Here is a 15,017-nt window from a genome sequence, read left to right as displayed (position 1 = left end):
TGTCCCGTTTGCCACCGATGATCGCGTCGCTACGCTCGCGCATCGACGGCTGGTTCCTGTCGCGCCGGCCGCCTTCGGACACGCTGGAGCTCACGCAGCGCAACGTCTATATCGTGCCCACGCGGGCCGGCTGGACCCTGGGCGCCACGCTGCTGGTGCTCTTGATCGCGTCGATCAACTACCAGCTCAATCTCGGCTACCTGCTGACCTTTCTGCTCGCCGGCAGCGTGGCCGTGGGCATGCATGTCTGCCATGCCACGCTGCGCGGCCTGGCCATGCACCTGACGCCGCCCGAGCCGCACTACGCGGGCGCCGCCGCCGTATTTCGCGTGGTGCTGCACAACACCCGGCGCAGCGTGCGCTACGGCATCGGCATGGCGGTGCGTGGCAGCGGCCAATGGGCCTGGACGGACGTGCCGGCCGAAGGCAGCGCCACCGTCGAGATCGCGTTCCAGCCCGAGAAGCGCGGCCTTCACCCCGTGCCGGCGCTCACCGCGGAAACACGGTTTCCGCTCGGAACATTCCGCGTCTGGACGGTGTGGCGGCCGGCCGCGCAGATGCTGGTCTATCCCACGCCCGAAGCGCATCCCCCGGCTCTGCCGCCTGGCGAGCCCCTGTCGGGACCGGCGGCCACATCGGCGGCCTTGCGCGCGCAAGCCGCCGGAGAGTACGACGGCCTGCGGGCTTACCGGCGCGGCGACCCGCTCAAGCTCGTGGTCTGGAAAAAAGCGGCCCGGGCGCAAGCCACCGGATCGGAAGATCTGGTGAGCCGCGATACGCAGCAGACGCAGCGCGAAGAGCTGTGGCTCGATGCGCAGGCCGCCAACCTCGCCGATACCGAGGCCCGCGTGTCGCGGCTCTGCGCGTGGGTGCTGATGGCGGACCGCCTGGGCGTGGACTACGGAATCCGCATCGCCGGACGGGTGCTGCAGCCCTCGCAGGGTGAAGCCCACCGCAGGGCCTGCCTGGAGGCGTTGGCCCTATGTTGAGCGACGCCACCCGCCCTCCCGGTACGGAGCACCGCGCATGAACAGGTTCAGGCGCGAAATCGCGGCGCTGCCAAGGGATGCCCGGGACACGCTGTTCCTGCTCTCGGTCATTGCGCTGATCGTGTTGCCGCAGGCCGAGAACCTGCCGTGGTGGTGCACCGCCATCACCGCGATGGTGCTGGTGTGGCGCGGCACGCTTGCGATCGAGGCCCGCCCCCTTCCGAGCAAGTGGTGGCGCGCCGGCCTGCTGGCGCTGACGCTGGCCGCCACCTTCGCCACCCACCGCACGCTGCTCGGCCGCGACCCGGGAGTCACGCTGGTCGTGATTCTGCTGGCGCTCAAGACGCTGGAGCTGCGCGCGCGAAGAGACGCCTTCGTGCTGTTCTTCCTCGGCTTCTTCGCGATGCTGACGAACTTCTTCTACTCGCAGTCGCTGATGACCGCGGTCACCATGCTGCTCGCCCTGCTGGGCCTGCTCACGGCGCTGGTCAATGCGCACATGCCGGTGGGCAAGCCGCCGCTCATGCAGGCTGCCCGCACCGCCAGCTGGATGGCCCTGCTGGGCGCACCGATCATGCTTGCGCTGTTCCTGCTGTTCCCGCGCTTCGCGCCGCTGTGGGGCACACCCAGCGACGCCATGGTGGGCCGCACGGGGCTGTCGAACACCATGCGCGTGGGCACCATTGCCGAGCTGGCGCTCGACGACAGCGTTGCGGCGCGCATCAAGTTCGACAACGACCGCGCGCCGCCGCAAAGCCAGCTGTACTTCCGCGGCCCGGTGCTGACGCAGTTCGACGGGCGCGAATGGACGGCGCTGCCGCCCTGGGCGCGCGGCGCGCAATCGTCGGCCAACCTGCGCACCAGCGGCGCGCCGGTGCGCTACGAGATCACGCTCGAGCCGAACCATCGGCCCTGGCTGCTCACGCTCGATGCCGCGCAAAGCGCACCCGAGGCACCCGGCTTCGAAGTGACGGGAACGCCCGACCTGCAATGGATCGCCAACCGGCCGGTTTCCGACCTTGTGCGCTACCGCGCCGAAAGCTACACCCGATTCCTGAGCGGCCCGACTCGGCAGACCGGCGCGCTGCGGCCTTACCTTGCGTTGCCGCCGGGCCTGAACCCGCGCACCGCGGCGCTCGCAGCGGAAATGCGCGCTCAGCCCGAGCTTGCCAATGCCGATACGGCCGCTTTCGTACGCGCCGCGATGCAACGGCTGCGTACCGGCGGCTACACCTACACACTGGAACCCGGCGTGTATGGTGCCAACACCGCCGACGAGTTCTGGTTCGATCGCAAGGAGGGCTTCTGCGAGCACATCGCCTCGGCCTTCGTGGTGCTGATGCGCGGCCTGGGCATTCCGGCGCGCATCGTGACCGGCTACCAGGGCGGAGAACTCAACAGCGTCGACAACTACTGGGTGGTGCGCCAGAGCGACGCGCACGCGTGGAGCGAGGTCTGGCAGGAAGGCATGGGCTGGGTGCGGGTCGACCCGACCGCGGCCGTATCGCCGGGCCGGGTCGGCCAGTTCCAGCGGCTTGCGCCGCAGCCGGGCCTGTTCGCCGGCGCCATCGGCGCAATGAGCCCGACCCTTGCGCAGAACGTGCGCGCCGCGTGGGAGGCCGTGAACAACAGCTGGAACCAGTGGGTGCTCAACTACACCCAGAGTCGGCAGCTCAACCTGCTGAAGAGCCTCGGCTTCGAAGCGCCCAGCCTCGAAGACCTGGCGTACGTACTGCTCTACCTGCTGGTGGGTGCAAGCCTGGCCGGCGCGGCGTGGACCCTGTGGGAACGCAGCCAGCACGACCCGTGGCTGCGCCTGCTGGGCCAAGCGCGCACGCGCTTGGTGAAAGCCGGACTGGAGGTGCCGGACACAGCGCCGCCGCGCCAGATGGCCGCGCAGGCCGAAGCGCGCTTCGGCCTCGCGGCAGAAGCCGTGCGCGACTGGCTTCTGAAGCTGGAAGCCCAGCGCTATGCCAAGACCTTCCCGGCTTCGTTGGCCGCTCTGCGCAGCGAGTTCCGCCGCTTGAACTGGCCCGCACCGAATCCCAGGCGCTGAAACCGCATGTGTCCGCGCAGGCGGGCTCGCGGCGGGCGGCACAATCGCCCCCATGCGATCTTTTTTTCCTGCGCCCTTCCGCGCCGCCTCCCTTGCCCTGCTGGCCGCCTGCTGCGTTTGGTCCACAGGGGCGCAAGCCCAGAAAGCGTCTGGCGCCCGCAGCGTTAAGACCGTGGCAGGCAGCACACCCTACGCCACGCGCGACGATGCCATGCGCTTTGCCGACGAGGTGGCCGAGCGCCGCGGCCTCGACCGCGCCTGGGTGCGCGCCACCATCGGCAGCGCCCGCTTCCTGCCGAACGTGCCGCGCCTGATGCTGCCGGGCCCCGTGGGCTCGGTCAAAAACTGGCAGGCCTATCGCAGCCGCTTCATCGATGCGACACGCATTGCCGCGGGGGTGCGCTTCTGGCGCAACAACGCCGAGACGCTCGCACGGGCTGAAGAGGTGTACGGCGTGCCGCCGGAAATCATCGTGGGCATCGTGGGCGTGGAGACCATCTACGGCCGCAACATGGGCAACTTCCGCGTGATCGACGCGTTGGCCACGCTGGCGTTCGACTTCCCGCAGGGCCACCCGCGCGCGGCCGAGCGCGAAGCCTTCTTCCGCGGCGAGCTCGAGAGCTTCCTGAGCACCGAGAGCCGCACCTCAGAGAATCCGCTGGTGCCCGTAGGCAGCTACGCGGGCGCCATGGGCATGCCGCAGTTCATGCCGAGCAGCATTGCCAAGTACGCAGTCGACTTCGACGGCGACAACCGCATCGACCTGGTCGACAACACCGCCGACGTGATCGGCTCTGTGGCCAGCTACTTCAAGGCCTTCGGATGGACGCCCGGCATGCCGGCCATCTACCCGGTGCATTTCGAAGAGGAACGTCTCAAGAAGCCGCTGCTTCTCGCACCCGACATCCTCCCGACCTTCAGCACCGACAGCTTCGTGGCGGCCGGCGCGGTACCCGAGGGCGATGGCCTGCGTCACAAGGGCCTGCTCGCGCTGGTCGAACTGCAAAACGGCGCCGACGCACCGCCGACCTATGTGGCCGGCACGCGCAACTTCTACGTGATCACGCGCTACAACTGGAGCAGCTATTACGCGATGTCGGTGCTCGACCTTGGCCAGGAGGTCAAGGCTGCCATGGAGCAATAGCCTCGTGACACCCGAGGCGCTGCTGGCCAACTGGAACGCCGCCTGGCGTGCGGTGGGTGTGGCCGGCGCAGACGAAGCGCTGTGCATTGAACTGCAGCACCGCTACTGCGAGCCGCAGCGCCACTATCACACCCTGCAGCACCTGGGCGAATGCCTCTCATGGTTCGAGCGCGAAAAATCACTCGCCGAGCGCCCCGGCGAGGTGGCGCTTGCGCTGTGGTTTCACGACGCCATCTACGACGTGCATGCGCACGACAACGAGGCCCGCAGTGCCGATTGGGCGCGCAGCGCGATGCTTGAGCGTGGCGCACAGGCAGAAGCGGCCGAGCGCGTGCATGCGCTGGTCATGGCCACGCGGCACGATGCCGTCCCCGAGGGCCGCGACGCCGAACTGCTGATTGACATCGACCTGTCGATCCTCGGGGCAGACCGCGCGCGCTTCGATGAGTATGAGCGGCAGGTGCACGCCGAGTACGCCTTCGTGCCCGACGAAATCCGCTTGCCGCGCCGCCGCGTGATCCTGCAGCGCTTCCTGTCGCGAGAGGCGATCTACACCACGCCGCGAATGCATGCGCTGCTCGAGGCACAAGCTCGCGCCAACCTGGTTCGATCGATCGCGGCAACGAACTTGATCCAGCCGCCCCGCGCACGAGACTGCGCTGCTTAGGCCGGCACCAGCCGCCACCATTCGGAGCGCGGCCTCTCGCCGTTGCGCTCTTCTTCCACCACGCCTACCAGCAAGCCGGCACTTCCAGCGCCGGCTCGTGAAAGCCGCAGCAGCTGCTGCGGATCGCGCGAGAGCGCAAAGCTCGCGTCGCCTTGCCATTCAAGGCAACGGCCGACCTCCGCCAGCATCAGCGCGGGCTGGCTCTGCATGAAGGTGAACGGCATCAACGCGCCCGCATCGAGCTGTGCCAGGCCCGCATGCGTCGCGCCCCAGGCGCCCCGCATGCTCGACACGCGCAGCCGGGCGCCAGCCGGCAAAGCCGCCTCGCCCGCCTCGTCGAGACAGCGGCGTGCCCCGTACATGGCAAGCTCGGTCCACAGGCCCACACGTCGCGGCCGGCGGCCGAGCCGGTGCGCCAGCTGATCGCGCCAATCCGCGGGCAGCGGATCGGCCGTGAAGTGGGCGACGGTGCGCCATGCCTCGGCGGCCCCGGTATTCAATGGCTACTCCTTGCCGCGGCGCTCATGCACCGCAATCCTGCAGCACCAGCGACGTGTGCCCGCCGCCGAACCCCACCACGTTGAGCAGCACGTTGCGAAGCCTCGCGGGTGCCTGCGTGCTCAATGCAATGCCGAGCTCATCGTCGATGGCATAGCCGGCCGAAGGCCATGCCCCGGCTTCGATGCAGGCGACCAGCAAAGCCAGCTCGGCAGCCCCCGACGCTCCCAGCGTGTGCCCGATCAGCGACTTGAGCGACACCAGCGGCGGCGGCGCGTCGAAGACCTGCTTCAGCGCCTTTGCCTCTATCGCATCGTTGACCGGACTGCCCGCGGCCTGCACCTTGATCAGGTCGATGTCCTGCGCGCCCAGGCCGCTCTGCGCCAATGCTTCATGGCACATGGCAACCACTGCGCTGGCTTCGGTGCCCGATGGATTGCGCCCGTCGACCACATTGGAACCGCCCGCGATGCGCCAGCGCCCAGGGCGCGAGCTGAGGCGCAATGCGGCCACCGCCTCCCCGAGCACCAGCCCGTTGCGCCCGGCGCCGAAAGGCTGCGCACCGTCAGGCGACAGCAATTGCATGGCGCCGAAGCCGGCCACCGTGAAGCGGTTGCCCAGTTCGGCGCCGATCACCAGGACCTCGTCGGCTTCCCCGCTTCGAATGAGATCGCAGCCCGCGAGCACGGCGTTGAGCGCCGAGGTACAGGCCGTCGAGATGGTGAAGACCGGCCCCTGCCAGTCGAGGGCGGCGGCCACATGACCTGCAAAGTCCTGAAGATCGCCGCCCAGGCGCAGGTCCTGCACCTCGTGCTCCATGTGGCCGATGTCCAGCGAAGACGATGCAACGAACAGCGGGCATGAACGCCCCGCTCCCTCACCCGCCTGCGCTGCCACGCTCCGTACGGTGCGCTCCAGGCGCTCGGTCCAGCTGCCCTCCTGCGGCGGCAGCGTGTAGACGGGCCACTGCACGCTTTCCGAGACCGCCACCGTCGTGGGCCGTACACCGCCGCGCGCAAGTGCGGCCACGGAAGATGAAAGATCGTTGCCGAGCGCGCAGGCCAGGCCCATGCCGGCAAGATACTCGCCCTCACCCATCATTGACTCGCCTTGCCCGCCTGCACAAGGTGGTTCGCCAGGTGGGCGACCGAAGTGAGCGCGCGGCGCGTTTCCTTGCTGTCGGGCATGCGCACGCCGAAGCGCTGCTGGATCGTCATCGATACCTGCAGCGCGTCGAGCGAGTCGAGGTCGAGCCGGGCTTCCGGGCCGAACAGCGGCTCGTCGTCGCCGAGGCCGCCCGGAGGCGCCTCTTTTTCAACGGCCTCGAGCACCATGGCCTTCAGGCTGGCGATGAATTCGGCGGAAACGGAATGATCGGTCACGGTGCGGGCCTGCGAAACAAGAAGACGGCGAGCAGAAACATGGCGGCCGCAAACACCACGAGGCGGCCGACCTGCGGCAAGGTGTCGGCCACGCCGCCGCCGCGCAGCAGCACAGTCAGCAGCGCCTCCAGCCCCCAGTTCATCGGCGATATTTCGACCAGCCGCTGCATGAAGCCCGGCATGACGAACTTCGGCACCATGATGCCGCCCGCCGCCGCCATGAGCACGTTGACCATCGGCCCGATGGTCGCGGCCTGCGCATGGCTGCGCACGGCGCAGGCCAGCGCGAGCGACAAGCTCACCGCGGCCAGGCTCACGGCCGCGAGCGCGAGGACCAGCGCACCCCAATGAATGCCGGCAAGCGAGAGCGCATCGCCGCCGATCAGGGGCATCAGCCAGATGCCGGCAGCGAGCATCAGAACGGCCTGCAGCGCGTTGACACCGAGGTAAGGCAAGGCCTTGGACATCAGCAGCATGAAGCGCGACACCCCCAGGCTGCGCAGCCGGCCCAGCGCGCCCGAGCTGCGCTCCTGCACGAACAGGCTCGAGAGCGACGCAACCACGAAGAACATGCCGAACACCAGCCATGCCGGCACGTTCTGCTGCACCGAAGTGGGCCGCGGCCCCGCGGTGGAATAGCGCTCGGCATTCACCAGCGCCTGGATCGATGCGCCCGGCGGCGGACCGGACGTGCCGGGCACCGCCAGCGCCAGCCGGGCCTTCAGCTCGCCGGAGGCACCGACGAGTTCGGCACGCAGGGCGTTGAACAGGTTGGCGTCGATGCCCGGCTCGGTCAGCAGCCGAATGTGCGCCTGGGTCGAGAGCGCGGCCGATTCGAGTTCCGCCGAGAGGCCCGGCTCCAGCACGATGACGTACTTGAGCGCGCCGCTGCGCAACTGGGCCTGCCAATCGGCATCGAGCGTCTTGGGCGCCCCGTGGCTGCGTTGCCAGATCTGCTGCAACCATTGCGCCGGCGTCTCGGTATCGCGCATGTCGACGGCATAGCTCAGTTCGGCCAACGGCGGGCGGTAGATGTCCTTGAGCGTGAGCGACATCAGCACGATGAAGACCATCGGCATCAGGAACAGCGCGGCCAGCCCGTGCATGTCGCGCACGAGTGCCAGCAGTTCCTTTTTGATGAGCGCAAAGAGCATGTGGTGTTCAGTCGCGCAAGGAGCGGTGGGTGAGCGCCATGAAGAGCTGCTCCAGGTCGTGGCGGCCGAACTCCGCGTGGCGCACGTCGATGCCTTCGGCCTCGAGCGTTGCCAGCGCCGGACCGGGGCCGGTGCCTTCGCGCAAGTGAACGCGCCAATGCACGCCGCCCGGCTCCACCGTGCCGAAGCGCGAGAGCATCGCCTCATCGAGCCCATCGGCCGCCAACGTCAACAGCATCGCGCTCTTCGACAGCAACTCTTCGAGCGAGCCTTCGCGCAATACGCGGCCATGGTCGAGAATGGCAACCCGGTCGGCGATGGCCTCGATCTCTTCCATGTAGTGCGAGGCATAGATCACGGCTGCCCCCTGCTCTGCCAGGCTCTTGATGGCGTCGAGAATGAAGGCGCGCGATTGCGGATCGACGCCAACCGTGGGCTCGTCGAACAGCATCAGCTCGGGTTCGGGCAACAGCGCAATCGCGAGGTTCAATCGGCGTTTCAGGCCACCCGAAAGCCGCTCGGCGCGCACGCCCGCGAACTGTTCAAGCTGCGAAAAGCGGGTGCAGGCTTCGATGCGCACCTTCTTGCGTGCGCCAGAAAGCCCCCCGGCCGCTGCAAAGCACGCGAGGTTCTCGGCCACCGTGAGCATGGGGTAGAAGGCCTGGTCCTGCGGGGCGACGGCGATGCGGGTTGGCGTTTTTGCACGGACCTGCTGCAGCGGCTGGCCGTCAACGTGGATCTCGCCCGACTGCACTGCCAGCGCACCCGACAAGTGCGAGATCAGCGTGGTCTTGCCTGCGCCGTTGGGGCCGAGCAAGCCCATCACCGAACCCCTGGGGACCGCGAGCGAGACTTCGGCCAACGCGGGTGCGCCTGCATGCGGGTAGCGGTAGCTGAGGTTCTTCAGTTCGAGCATGTGGCTGTTGCTCGTTGAGGGCGCTGTTGTTTGGGGCGCTGCCGTTCCAGGGCTTGTGCAAAGGCCACCGGGTACTCCCCTCCGCGAATGTCCCCCGGGCTTCGCCCTCCTCCTTTATTTCGCTGCGGGGAGCACCCGATGCCCTGTGCACCAGGGCACGCTCTGGGTGCACCGCTGATCAACGACTGCTCTTTGCAACGCTCGCGCTGGCGGGGTGCCTTGCGCAGCGAAATCAAGGAGGAGGCCGCAGGCCGGGGGACATTCGCGGAGCAAGGTACCCCGTCGGCGGGAGTGCGCCCTGAACAACGCACTTCAAGCACGCCGCTACGAACAGAAAAGCGAGGGTCCATCTCAGGCAACAGCAGCCTTCAGGTCGCGAAAGAAGGCCTCTTCCTGTTGCGCCTGTTCACGTAGACGATCGGCCAGAGCGGCCGGGTCGACCGGCTCGCGCCCCTTCACCATGCGCGCTGCCTTGAGTGCGAAAGCGCGCCAGCCGTCGCCGATGACGATGAGCCGTTCGGACATCTGCTGCAGCTGCGGTTTGTCGAGCAACTGTGCCGCCTCCTGCAGAAAGCCGGCATAGATGAAACGGAACCCCGCCCCGCCGGTACCGATTTCTTCCTGCATGCGCACCACATGGCCAATGAAGTCGACGCTGCGCGGATCGCTCGGCGAGAGCTTTTGCATGCGATTGGCCAGCATGCGCATGCCGCGCACGCCGACGATGGGAACGGGCGCGAGCATGTTGCGCACCGTCTTGCGGATGGCCTTCGTCACCGACGCCGCGTCGACCGTCTTGCGCTCGATGGCCTGCGGGTAGTACATGAGACCTTTGGGCGCGAGCACGCCCTTGGCGAAACGTGCGCGTGAGAGGTCGGCGCTGGCGCAGCGCACCGGCTCTTCGAACACCGGGTCGCTGATCAGGTAGTCGTCGCCGTCCTTGCCGTAGACCAGGAGGTTGTGCGCGTTGAAGTGAAAGCGCATGTTGGGCGGAAAGTACGGCAGCCAATAGACCGAGGTCTGCAACCCCACGAGCTGTCCGTCGGCCAGCAACGCATCCAGGCGCTGTGCGCCGGCCTCGGGGCTGCGAAAGGTCTCGAAGCGGAAACGTGCGGCCATCGGTGCCAACAGGCCCTTGATGATGGCCTTGGGCGGCATGCGGTACGAGATGAGCGGCAGGCCGGAAAGCTTGATGAACGGCAGGTAGGCGAACGACAGCGCCGACGACAGGCCGAGCGCCATGCTCTCGGTCATCGGCACGCCGTGGTGGCGCATCAGGTTCGAGATGACGCCGCTTTCGCAGTGCGCCGCTTGTTGGTGTTCGAATTTCACGGCAGGCCTTGCAAGGTGGAAACGGGCAGGCCCAGCGCCTCCGAATAGCGCGCCAGGTGCTTCTCGGGCAGCGCCGCGAAGTGCTTCGGCTGCAGATGACGCCGCACGCGCCACTGCCAGAAACCGCTGGTCTGGGAGAGCAGCGCCACGTCCATACGGCGCTCGTACATCCAGTATTCGAGCGGCGACGCCAGCCCCCGGGCCACGCGCTCCCGGGCGGCTTTTGCCTGCTCGACGAGCACATCGACCGCATGGCTGGTGACGATTTCTTCCGCCTCCCAGCCGCGCGACCGGGTAGTGACGACGCGGCCCTGCGCATCGCGCGCGTACATGAGCTTGGCATGGCCATCGAGGGTGGCATTGCCTTCTTGCGGAACGGCGTCGAGATCCATGGCTATACGGCCTCCATGTAAATGAAGCCGCTGGAGAAGCGGCCGCTTTCGGGCACGAACATCAGCAGCTTCTGGCCGGGCTTGATGCGGCCCGAACGGAACAGTTCGTCGAGCATGATGTAGGGCGATGCCGAGCCGGTGTTGCCCTTGGTCGCCAGATTGCTGAACCAGCGCTCGCGCGGAATTGCAAAACCCATGGCTTCGAGGCACTGGCTCACGGGTTCAATGAAATAGCTGGACGAGAGGTGCGGCAGGAACCAGTCGACATCGGCCGCCTTCAGGGCCCGCTTCTCGACAATGGCCGCGAGCGGCTCGCCCAGCGTGGCGCGAACGATGTTCTCGTTGAGCAGGCGCACGTCCTGCTTGACGGCGAAGGTCGAGTCGCGCTGCCAGTCTTCGGGTGCGGTGCGTGCCCAGCCATCCAGCCCGCCTTCGGCGTTCTTGTCGGCGCCCGCATACATGCACACCGGCAGCTCGTGGGCGGCGGAAGACAGGTCGATCCATTCCACGCGCAGCGACAGCGGGCCGCGCGGTTCGCGCTCGAGCAGCACGGCGCCGGCGCCGTCGGAGAGCATCCAGCGCAGAAAGTCTTTTTCGAAAGCGATTTCGGGCCGCTCCTCGAGCGCCTTTAGCTTGTGCTCGAGTTCGGCCTCGAAGCGGGAGCCGCGCATCACGGCCGAGGCCAGCTCGGAGCCGGTGGCCACCGCGCGGCGCGCGTCGCCCGCGCGCACGGAGAGCCAGGCGTGCTTGAGCGCCGTGGTGCCCGCCAGGCAGATGCCCGCGCAAGCCACCACCTCGAGCCGGGGCCAGCCGAGCTCGCCGTGCACCATCACCGCGTGGTTGGGCATCAGCTGGTCGGGCAGCGACGTGCCGGTGACAAGGCAATCCACCGGACCGATGTCGTCGCCCAGCGCCCGGATGGCCGAGGCGGTGAGCTGCGCATTGCTCATGGCGAGCTGGCCGGTGGCCCGGTCGATGGCGTAGTGGCGTGACTGGATGCCGTTGCTGCGAAGAATCAGCCGCCGCGCGCGCGACGCCTTGCCGCCGATGCGGCCGAGAACGTCTTCGATGTCTTCATTGCTGACCGGGGAAAAGGGCAGAAAGGCGGCAGTGCGGGTCAGGAAGACATCAGTCGTCATAGAGGGGGGAGCGGTCCGTGGCCGAGCCCGACGGGCGCTCGAAATGAGCTGTCATTTTAGTCAGCCACCCCTTGAATAACGGTCGCAGCAGCGCCTGGAGAGTCAAGCTCACGGGCACGACCGTGACAATGAGCACGAGGAGGAAGACCACATAAAGCAGCAGCAGTGGCTTGCGCGGCCAGGCGCCCGGCCGGCCCGCCGCCATGATCAAATTGCCCCAGAGATAGAAGCTGCGGGTGCCGGCCTTTTCGCTGATCAGGAGCTTTGCGTCGGCCTGAACGGCACCTAGCCCCGCGAGCAGCGGCTCTGAGCCGCGCTCGAGGTCGTTGTGGAGCGCGTCGCGCAATGCATGGCCGAAGCGGCCGGCACCCCGAATCTGACCGGCGCTGAGGCCGGCGTCGGGCATGCCCCAGAAACCGCGCTTGCGGCCCCAGATCAGCCAGGCCGGCGTAGTGAAGAAGGTGGCCAGTGTCGGCCCCGGGTCGGTCAGCACCACGTTGTCGATCAGGCGCGCGCCCACCGCGTCGAGCAGGCCCTTGAGCTTTTCGTGCGCCAGCAGCCACATGTTGCGGCAGGCGATCACGGTCACCACCGGCTTGCCCCGGAGCAGATGGCTCGCCAGCGGATGCTTCAGGAAGGCGACGATCGGCTGCGACGGCGCCAGGAACCACACCTGGTACGGCAGGATGACGAGGTCGAAGTGCTCGTCGCCCGTGAGCGAGAGCGCTGCGAGCGGCGGCGGCTTCATGTGCGCCGACTCGGGGAAGGCGTCGAAGAAGGTCAGGAACGGCCAGGGAAACGGAAAATCCGCCTGCGGACGCAGCGTTTCGACGTGCACGGAAATTCCCGGATCGGCCTTGAGCGGCGCAACGATCTGCTCGGCGACGCTGCCGAGCTGGCCGGTCTGGGAATAGTGAATCACCAGGACACGTTTGATGCGCGCGGCGGGGCTGGGAAGGCTTGAGGTCACTTGCTGGGGCGAAACGAGGGCCGTCGAATGTAAGCCAAGCGTACGAGCGGCGCATCTGCCATTGGTCATGCCGTCGCGCCGATCCCACGGATGGACGAAAAAAAGCCGCGCCCTGGGGCGCGGCTTTCGAGGGAACACTGCTCTGCGAAACGCAGGCGGTCAGCGTGCCTTGCCTTCCTTCCAGGCCGTGAGCAGCTTGTTGTACTCGATGGTTTCACCCTTCGGCTTTTCGTTCGCCAGCTTCTTCCACGGTGCGTGCTGGTCGCTCAGCCACTTGGCGGGATCGCCCTTCGGGTTGAGCTTGGGCGCGCACTTGTCCATGCCGGCGCGCTCCAGGCGGCCCATCACGTCGTCCATCTCGTCGGCCAGCGTGTCCATGGCCTTCTGCGGCGTCTTCTCGCCGGTCACGGCCTCGGCCACGTTCTTCCACCAGAGCTGAGCCAGCTTCGGGTAGTCGGGCACGTTGGTGCCGGTCGGCGACCATGCCACGCGTGCCGGGCTGCGGTAGAACTCGACCAGGCCGCCGAGCTTGGGCGCCATGTCGGTCATTGCCTGCGACTGGATGTCCGATTCGCGGATAGGCGTCAGGCCCACGACGGTCTTCTTGAGCGACACCGTCTTGGAAGTGACGAACTGCGCGTAGAGCCAGGCTGCCGCGGTCTTGTTCTCGTCATGTCCCTTGAAGAACGACCACGAACCCACGTCCTGGTAGCCGTTCTGCATGCCCTGCTTCCAGTACGGACCGTTCGGGCCCGGCGCCATGCGCCACTTGGGCGTGCCGTCGGCGTTGACCACCGGCAGGCCCGGCTTGACCATGTCCGCCGTGAAGGCCGTGTACCAGAAGATCTGCTGCGCAATCTGGCCCTGGGCAGGCACCGGGCCGGCTTCGCCGAAGGTCATGCCGGTGGCTTCGCGCGGCGCGTACTTCTTCATCCAGTCCACGTACTTGGTCAGCGCATACACGGCGGCCGGCGAGTTGGTGGCACCGCCGCGCGACACGGCCGCGCCCACCGGCGTGCACTTGTCGTCGGCCACGCGGATGCCCCACTCGTCGATCGGCAGGCCGTTCGGAATGCCGATGTCCGCCGTGCCGGCCATCGAGAGCCATGCATCGGTAAAACGCCAGCCCAGCGACGGGTCTTTCTTGCCGTAGTCCATGTGGCCGTAGATCGGCTTGCCGTCGATGTTCTTCACGTCGACGCTGAAGAACTCGGCGATGTCCTCGTAGGCGCTCCAGTTGAGCGGCACGCCCAGGTCGTAGCCATACTTGGCCTTGAACTTTTCCTTCAGCTCGGGGCGGTCGAACAGGTCGGCGCGGAACCAGTAGAGGTTGGCGAACTGCTGGTCGGGCAGCTGGTAGAGCTTGCCGTCCGGCGCGGTGGTGAACTTGGTGCCGATGAAGTCGGCCACGTCGAGGCCGGGGTTGGTGAACTCCTTGCCCGGACCGGCCATGTAGTCGGTCAGGTTCATCATCTTGCCGTAGCGGTAGTGGGTACCGATCAGGTCGGAGTCGGAAATCCAGCCGTCGTAGATCGACTTGCCCGACTGCATCGAGGTCTGCAGCTTCTCGACCACGTCGCCTTCCTGGATCAGGTCGTGCTTCACCTTGATGCCGGTGATTTCCTCGAAGGCGCGGGCCAGCGTCTTCGACTCGTATTCATGCGTGGTGATGGTTTCGGAGACCACGGAGATCTCGCTCACCCCCTTGGCCTTGAGCTTTGCCGCGGCGTCGACGAACCATTTCAGTTCTTCGGCCTGCTTCGCCTTGCTGAGCGTCGACGGCTGGAATTCGCTGTCGATCCACTTGGCGGCCGCATCGGGTGCGGCCGGTGCCGCCGCCGGAGCAACTGACGCGGGCGCCGGGGCTGGTGCCGCGGTGCTCGCCGGAGCCTGGGCCGCAGGCTCGTCCTTCTTTCCGCAGGCCGACAGTGCCAGCACCATAGCGGCCGCGAGCGCGGTGTAGCGCAACTTCATGGTTTATCTCCTCGTTCCTTCGCTTCCCCGTGTGCGGCTGTATCACCTCGGCCCCGGGGAAGCACCGGGCCGAATTGCCGGAGTACGGTACGCAGCTAGCCCTTGCGCATGATGAGCGCGAGCACCAGCATCGAAAACACAAAGCCGATCCAGATCGAAGGCTCGGCTTGCAGGGTCATCGCGGTCTTTGCCCATTCCGCGAGGCCGATGTAGATCAGGTTGATGTAGGCCGCCGAGAGCAGCCCGATGAACAGCCGGTCGCCGCGCGTGGTCTCGATCGGCAGCCAGCCGCGCCGCAGCGTGGTGGGCGACTTGAGCTCCCACACCGTCATGCCGACCAGCATCAGCGCAATGCAGACGAAGAACACGGCCACCGGAGTGGTCCAGGACATCCAGGCAAACAT

15 protein-coding genes are annotated in these 15,017 nt (G+C 67.2%); 4 read left to right on the top strand and 11 right to left on the bottom strand.

What is annotated here, in order from left to right:
• Nucleotides 1-17 precede the first annotated feature (17 nt).
• Genes QFZ42_RS06415 through QFZ42_RS06400 form a run of 4 tightly spaced genes read left to right on the top strand, consistent with a single transcriptional unit; the run spans nucleotide 18 to nucleotide 4,856 of the window.
• A complete protein-coding gene (locus QFZ42_RS06415; RefSeq protein ID WP_307700160.1) occupies nucleotides 18-989 on the top strand; it encodes a DUF58 domain-containing protein in 972 nt (323 codons plus the stop codon).
• 37 nt (nucleotides 990-1,026) lie between these two features.
• On the top strand, nucleotides 1,027-3,045 hold the full coding sequence (locus QFZ42_RS06410; RefSeq protein ID WP_307700159.1) for a transglutaminase family protein: 2,019 nt from the start codon (nucleotides 1,027-1,029) through the stop codon (nucleotides 3,043-3,045).
• A 52-nt stretch (nucleotides 3,046-3,097) separates the two neighbouring features.
• On the top strand, nucleotides 3,098-4,189 hold the full coding sequence (gene mltB, locus QFZ42_RS06405; protein ID WP_307700158.1) for a lytic murein transglycosylase B: 1,092 nt from the start codon (nucleotides 3,098-3,100) through the stop codon (nucleotides 4,187-4,189).
• Between the two features lie 4 nt (nucleotides 4,190-4,193).
• On the top strand, nucleotides 4,194-4,856 hold the full coding sequence (locus QFZ42_RS06400; RefSeq protein ID WP_307700157.1) for an HD domain-containing protein: 663 nt from the start codon (nucleotides 4,194-4,196) through the stop codon (nucleotides 4,854-4,856).
• On the opposite strand, the gene QFZ42_RS06395 is transcribed toward QFZ42_RS06400, so the two are convergent.
• The 11 genes from QFZ42_RS06395 to QFZ42_RS06345 all read right to left on the bottom strand — a co-directional run bounded on the left by QFZ42_RS06395 (nucleotide 4,853) and on the right by QFZ42_RS06345 (nucleotide 15,017).
• Nucleotides 4,853-5,356, bottom strand: a complete 504-nt coding sequence (locus QFZ42_RS06395) for a hypothetical protein (protein WP_307700156.1) — start codon at nucleotides 5,354-5,356, stop codon at nucleotides 4,853-4,855. The genes QFZ42_RS06400 and QFZ42_RS06395 overlap by 4 nt on opposite strands.
• Nucleotides 5,357-5,378: 22 nt before the next feature.
• Entirely contained in the window at nucleotides 5,379-6,455 is a 1,077-nt protein-coding gene (locus QFZ42_RS06390; RefSeq protein WP_307700155.1) for a beta-ketoacyl synthase N-terminal-like domain-containing protein, read from the bottom strand.
• The gene (locus QFZ42_RS06385) at nucleotides 6,452-6,736 is read right to left on the bottom strand and encodes an acyl carrier protein (RefSeq protein ID WP_307700154.1); all 285 of its coding nucleotides are present in this window, start codon (nucleotides 6,734-6,736) and stop codon (nucleotides 6,452-6,454) included. Before QFZ42_RS06385 ends, QFZ42_RS06390 begins: the two co-directional genes overlap by 4 nt.
• Nucleotides 6,733-7,890, bottom strand: a complete 1,158-nt coding sequence (locus QFZ42_RS06380; protein WP_307700153.1) for an ABC transporter permease — start codon at nucleotides 7,888-7,890, stop codon at nucleotides 6,733-6,735. The genes QFZ42_RS06385 and QFZ42_RS06380 overlap by 4 nt, the downstream gene beginning before the upstream one ends.
• Nucleotides 7,891-7,897: 7 nt before the next feature.
• Nucleotides 7,898-8,806 carry an ABC transporter ATP-binding protein gene (locus tag QFZ42_RS06375; protein WP_307700152.1) on the bottom strand — a complete coding sequence of 303 codons (909 nt, stop codon included), beginning with the start codon at nucleotides 8,804-8,806 and terminating at the stop codon, nucleotides 7,898-7,900.
• A gap of 351 nt (nucleotides 8,807-9,157) precedes the next feature.
• A complete protein-coding gene (locus QFZ42_RS06370) occupies nucleotides 9,158-10,138 on the bottom strand; it encodes a BtrH N-terminal domain-containing protein (RefSeq protein WP_307700151.1) in 981 nt (326 codons plus the stop codon).
• Nucleotides 10,135-10,530, bottom strand: coding sequence for a hypothetical protein (locus QFZ42_RS06365; RefSeq protein ID WP_307700150.1), 396 nt, complete (start codon nucleotides 10,528-10,530; stop codon nucleotides 10,135-10,137). The genes QFZ42_RS06370 and QFZ42_RS06365 overlap by 4 nt, the downstream gene beginning before the upstream one ends.
• Nucleotides 10,531-10,532: 2 nt before the next feature.
• Entirely contained in the window at nucleotides 10,533-11,669 is a 1,137-nt protein-coding gene (locus QFZ42_RS06360) for a beta-ketoacyl-ACP synthase III (protein WP_307700149.1), read from the bottom strand.
• A complete protein-coding gene (locus tag QFZ42_RS06355; protein WP_307700148.1) occupies nucleotides 11,659-12,708 on the bottom strand; it encodes a dialkylrecorsinol condensing enzyme in 1,050 nt (349 codons plus the stop codon). Before QFZ42_RS06355 ends, QFZ42_RS06360 begins: the two co-directional genes overlap by 11 nt.
• Before the next feature lie 90 nt (nucleotides 12,709-12,798).
• Entirely contained in the window at nucleotides 12,799-14,613 is a 1,815-nt protein-coding gene (locus QFZ42_RS06350) for an ABC transporter substrate-binding protein (RefSeq protein WP_307700147.1), read from the bottom strand.
• A 95-nt stretch (nucleotides 14,614-14,708) separates the two neighbouring features.
• Nucleotides 14,709-15,017, bottom strand: a complete 309-nt coding sequence (locus QFZ42_RS06345; RefSeq protein WP_307700146.1) for a DUF2160 domain-containing protein — start codon at nucleotides 15,015-15,017, stop codon at nucleotides 14,709-14,711.

The sequence above is a fragment of the Variovorax paradoxus genome, from assembly GCF_030815855.1.
Lineage (GTDB): Bacteria > Pseudomonadota > Gammaproteobacteria > Burkholderiales > Burkholderiaceae_C > Variovorax > Variovorax paradoxus_M.
The sequence above is the reverse complement of the archived record's forward strand: the minus strand, read 5'-3'. Positions and strand labels throughout refer to the sequence as shown.

What these genes read in the sequence shown, in the direction of transcription:
- QFZ42_RS06415 (WP_307700160.1), top strand. Translation starts at nt 18, where the DNA reads ATGATCGCGTCGCTACGCTCGCGCATCGACGGCTGGTTCCTGTCGCGC.
- QFZ42_RS06410 (WP_307700159.1), top strand. Translation starts at nt 1,027, where the DNA reads ATGAACAGGTTCAGGCGCGAAATCGCGGCGCTGCCAAGGGATGCCCGG.
- mltB (WP_307700158.1), top strand. Translation starts at nt 3,098, where the DNA reads ATGCGATCTTTTTTTCCTGCGCCCTTCCGCGCCGCCTCCCTTGCCCTG.
- QFZ42_RS06390 (WP_307700155.1), bottom strand. Translation starts at nt 6,455, where the DNA reads ATGATGGGTGAGGGCGAGTATCTTGCCGGCATGGGCCTGGCCTGCGCG.
- QFZ42_RS06380 (WP_307700153.1), bottom strand. Translation starts at nt 7,890, where the DNA reads ATGCTCTTTGCGCTCATCAAAAAGGAACTGCTGGCACTCGTGCGCGAC.
- QFZ42_RS06375 (WP_307700152.1), bottom strand. Translation starts at nt 8,806, where the DNA reads ATGCTCGAACTGAAGAACCTCAGCTACCGCTACCCGCATGCAGGCGCA.
- QFZ42_RS06365 (WP_307700150.1), bottom strand. Translation starts at nt 10,530, where the DNA reads ATGGATCTCGACGCCGTTCCGCAAGAAGGCAATGCCACCCTCGATGGC.
- QFZ42_RS06360 (WP_307700149.1), bottom strand. Translation starts at nt 11,669, where the DNA reads ATGACGACTGATGTCTTCCTGACCCGCACTGCCGCCTTTCTGCCCTTT.
- QFZ42_RS06355 (WP_307700148.1), bottom strand. Translation starts at nt 12,708, where the DNA reads ATGACCAATGGCAGATGCGCCGCTCGTACGCTTGGCTTACATTCGACG.
- QFZ42_RS06350 (WP_307700147.1), bottom strand. Translation starts at nt 14,613, where the DNA reads ATGAAGTTGCGCTACACCGCGCTCGCGGCCGCTATGGTGCTGGCACTG.
- QFZ42_RS06345 (WP_307700146.1), bottom strand. Translation starts at nt 15,017, where the DNA reads ATGTTTGCCTGGATGTCCTGGACCACTCCGGTGGCCGTGTTCTTCGTC.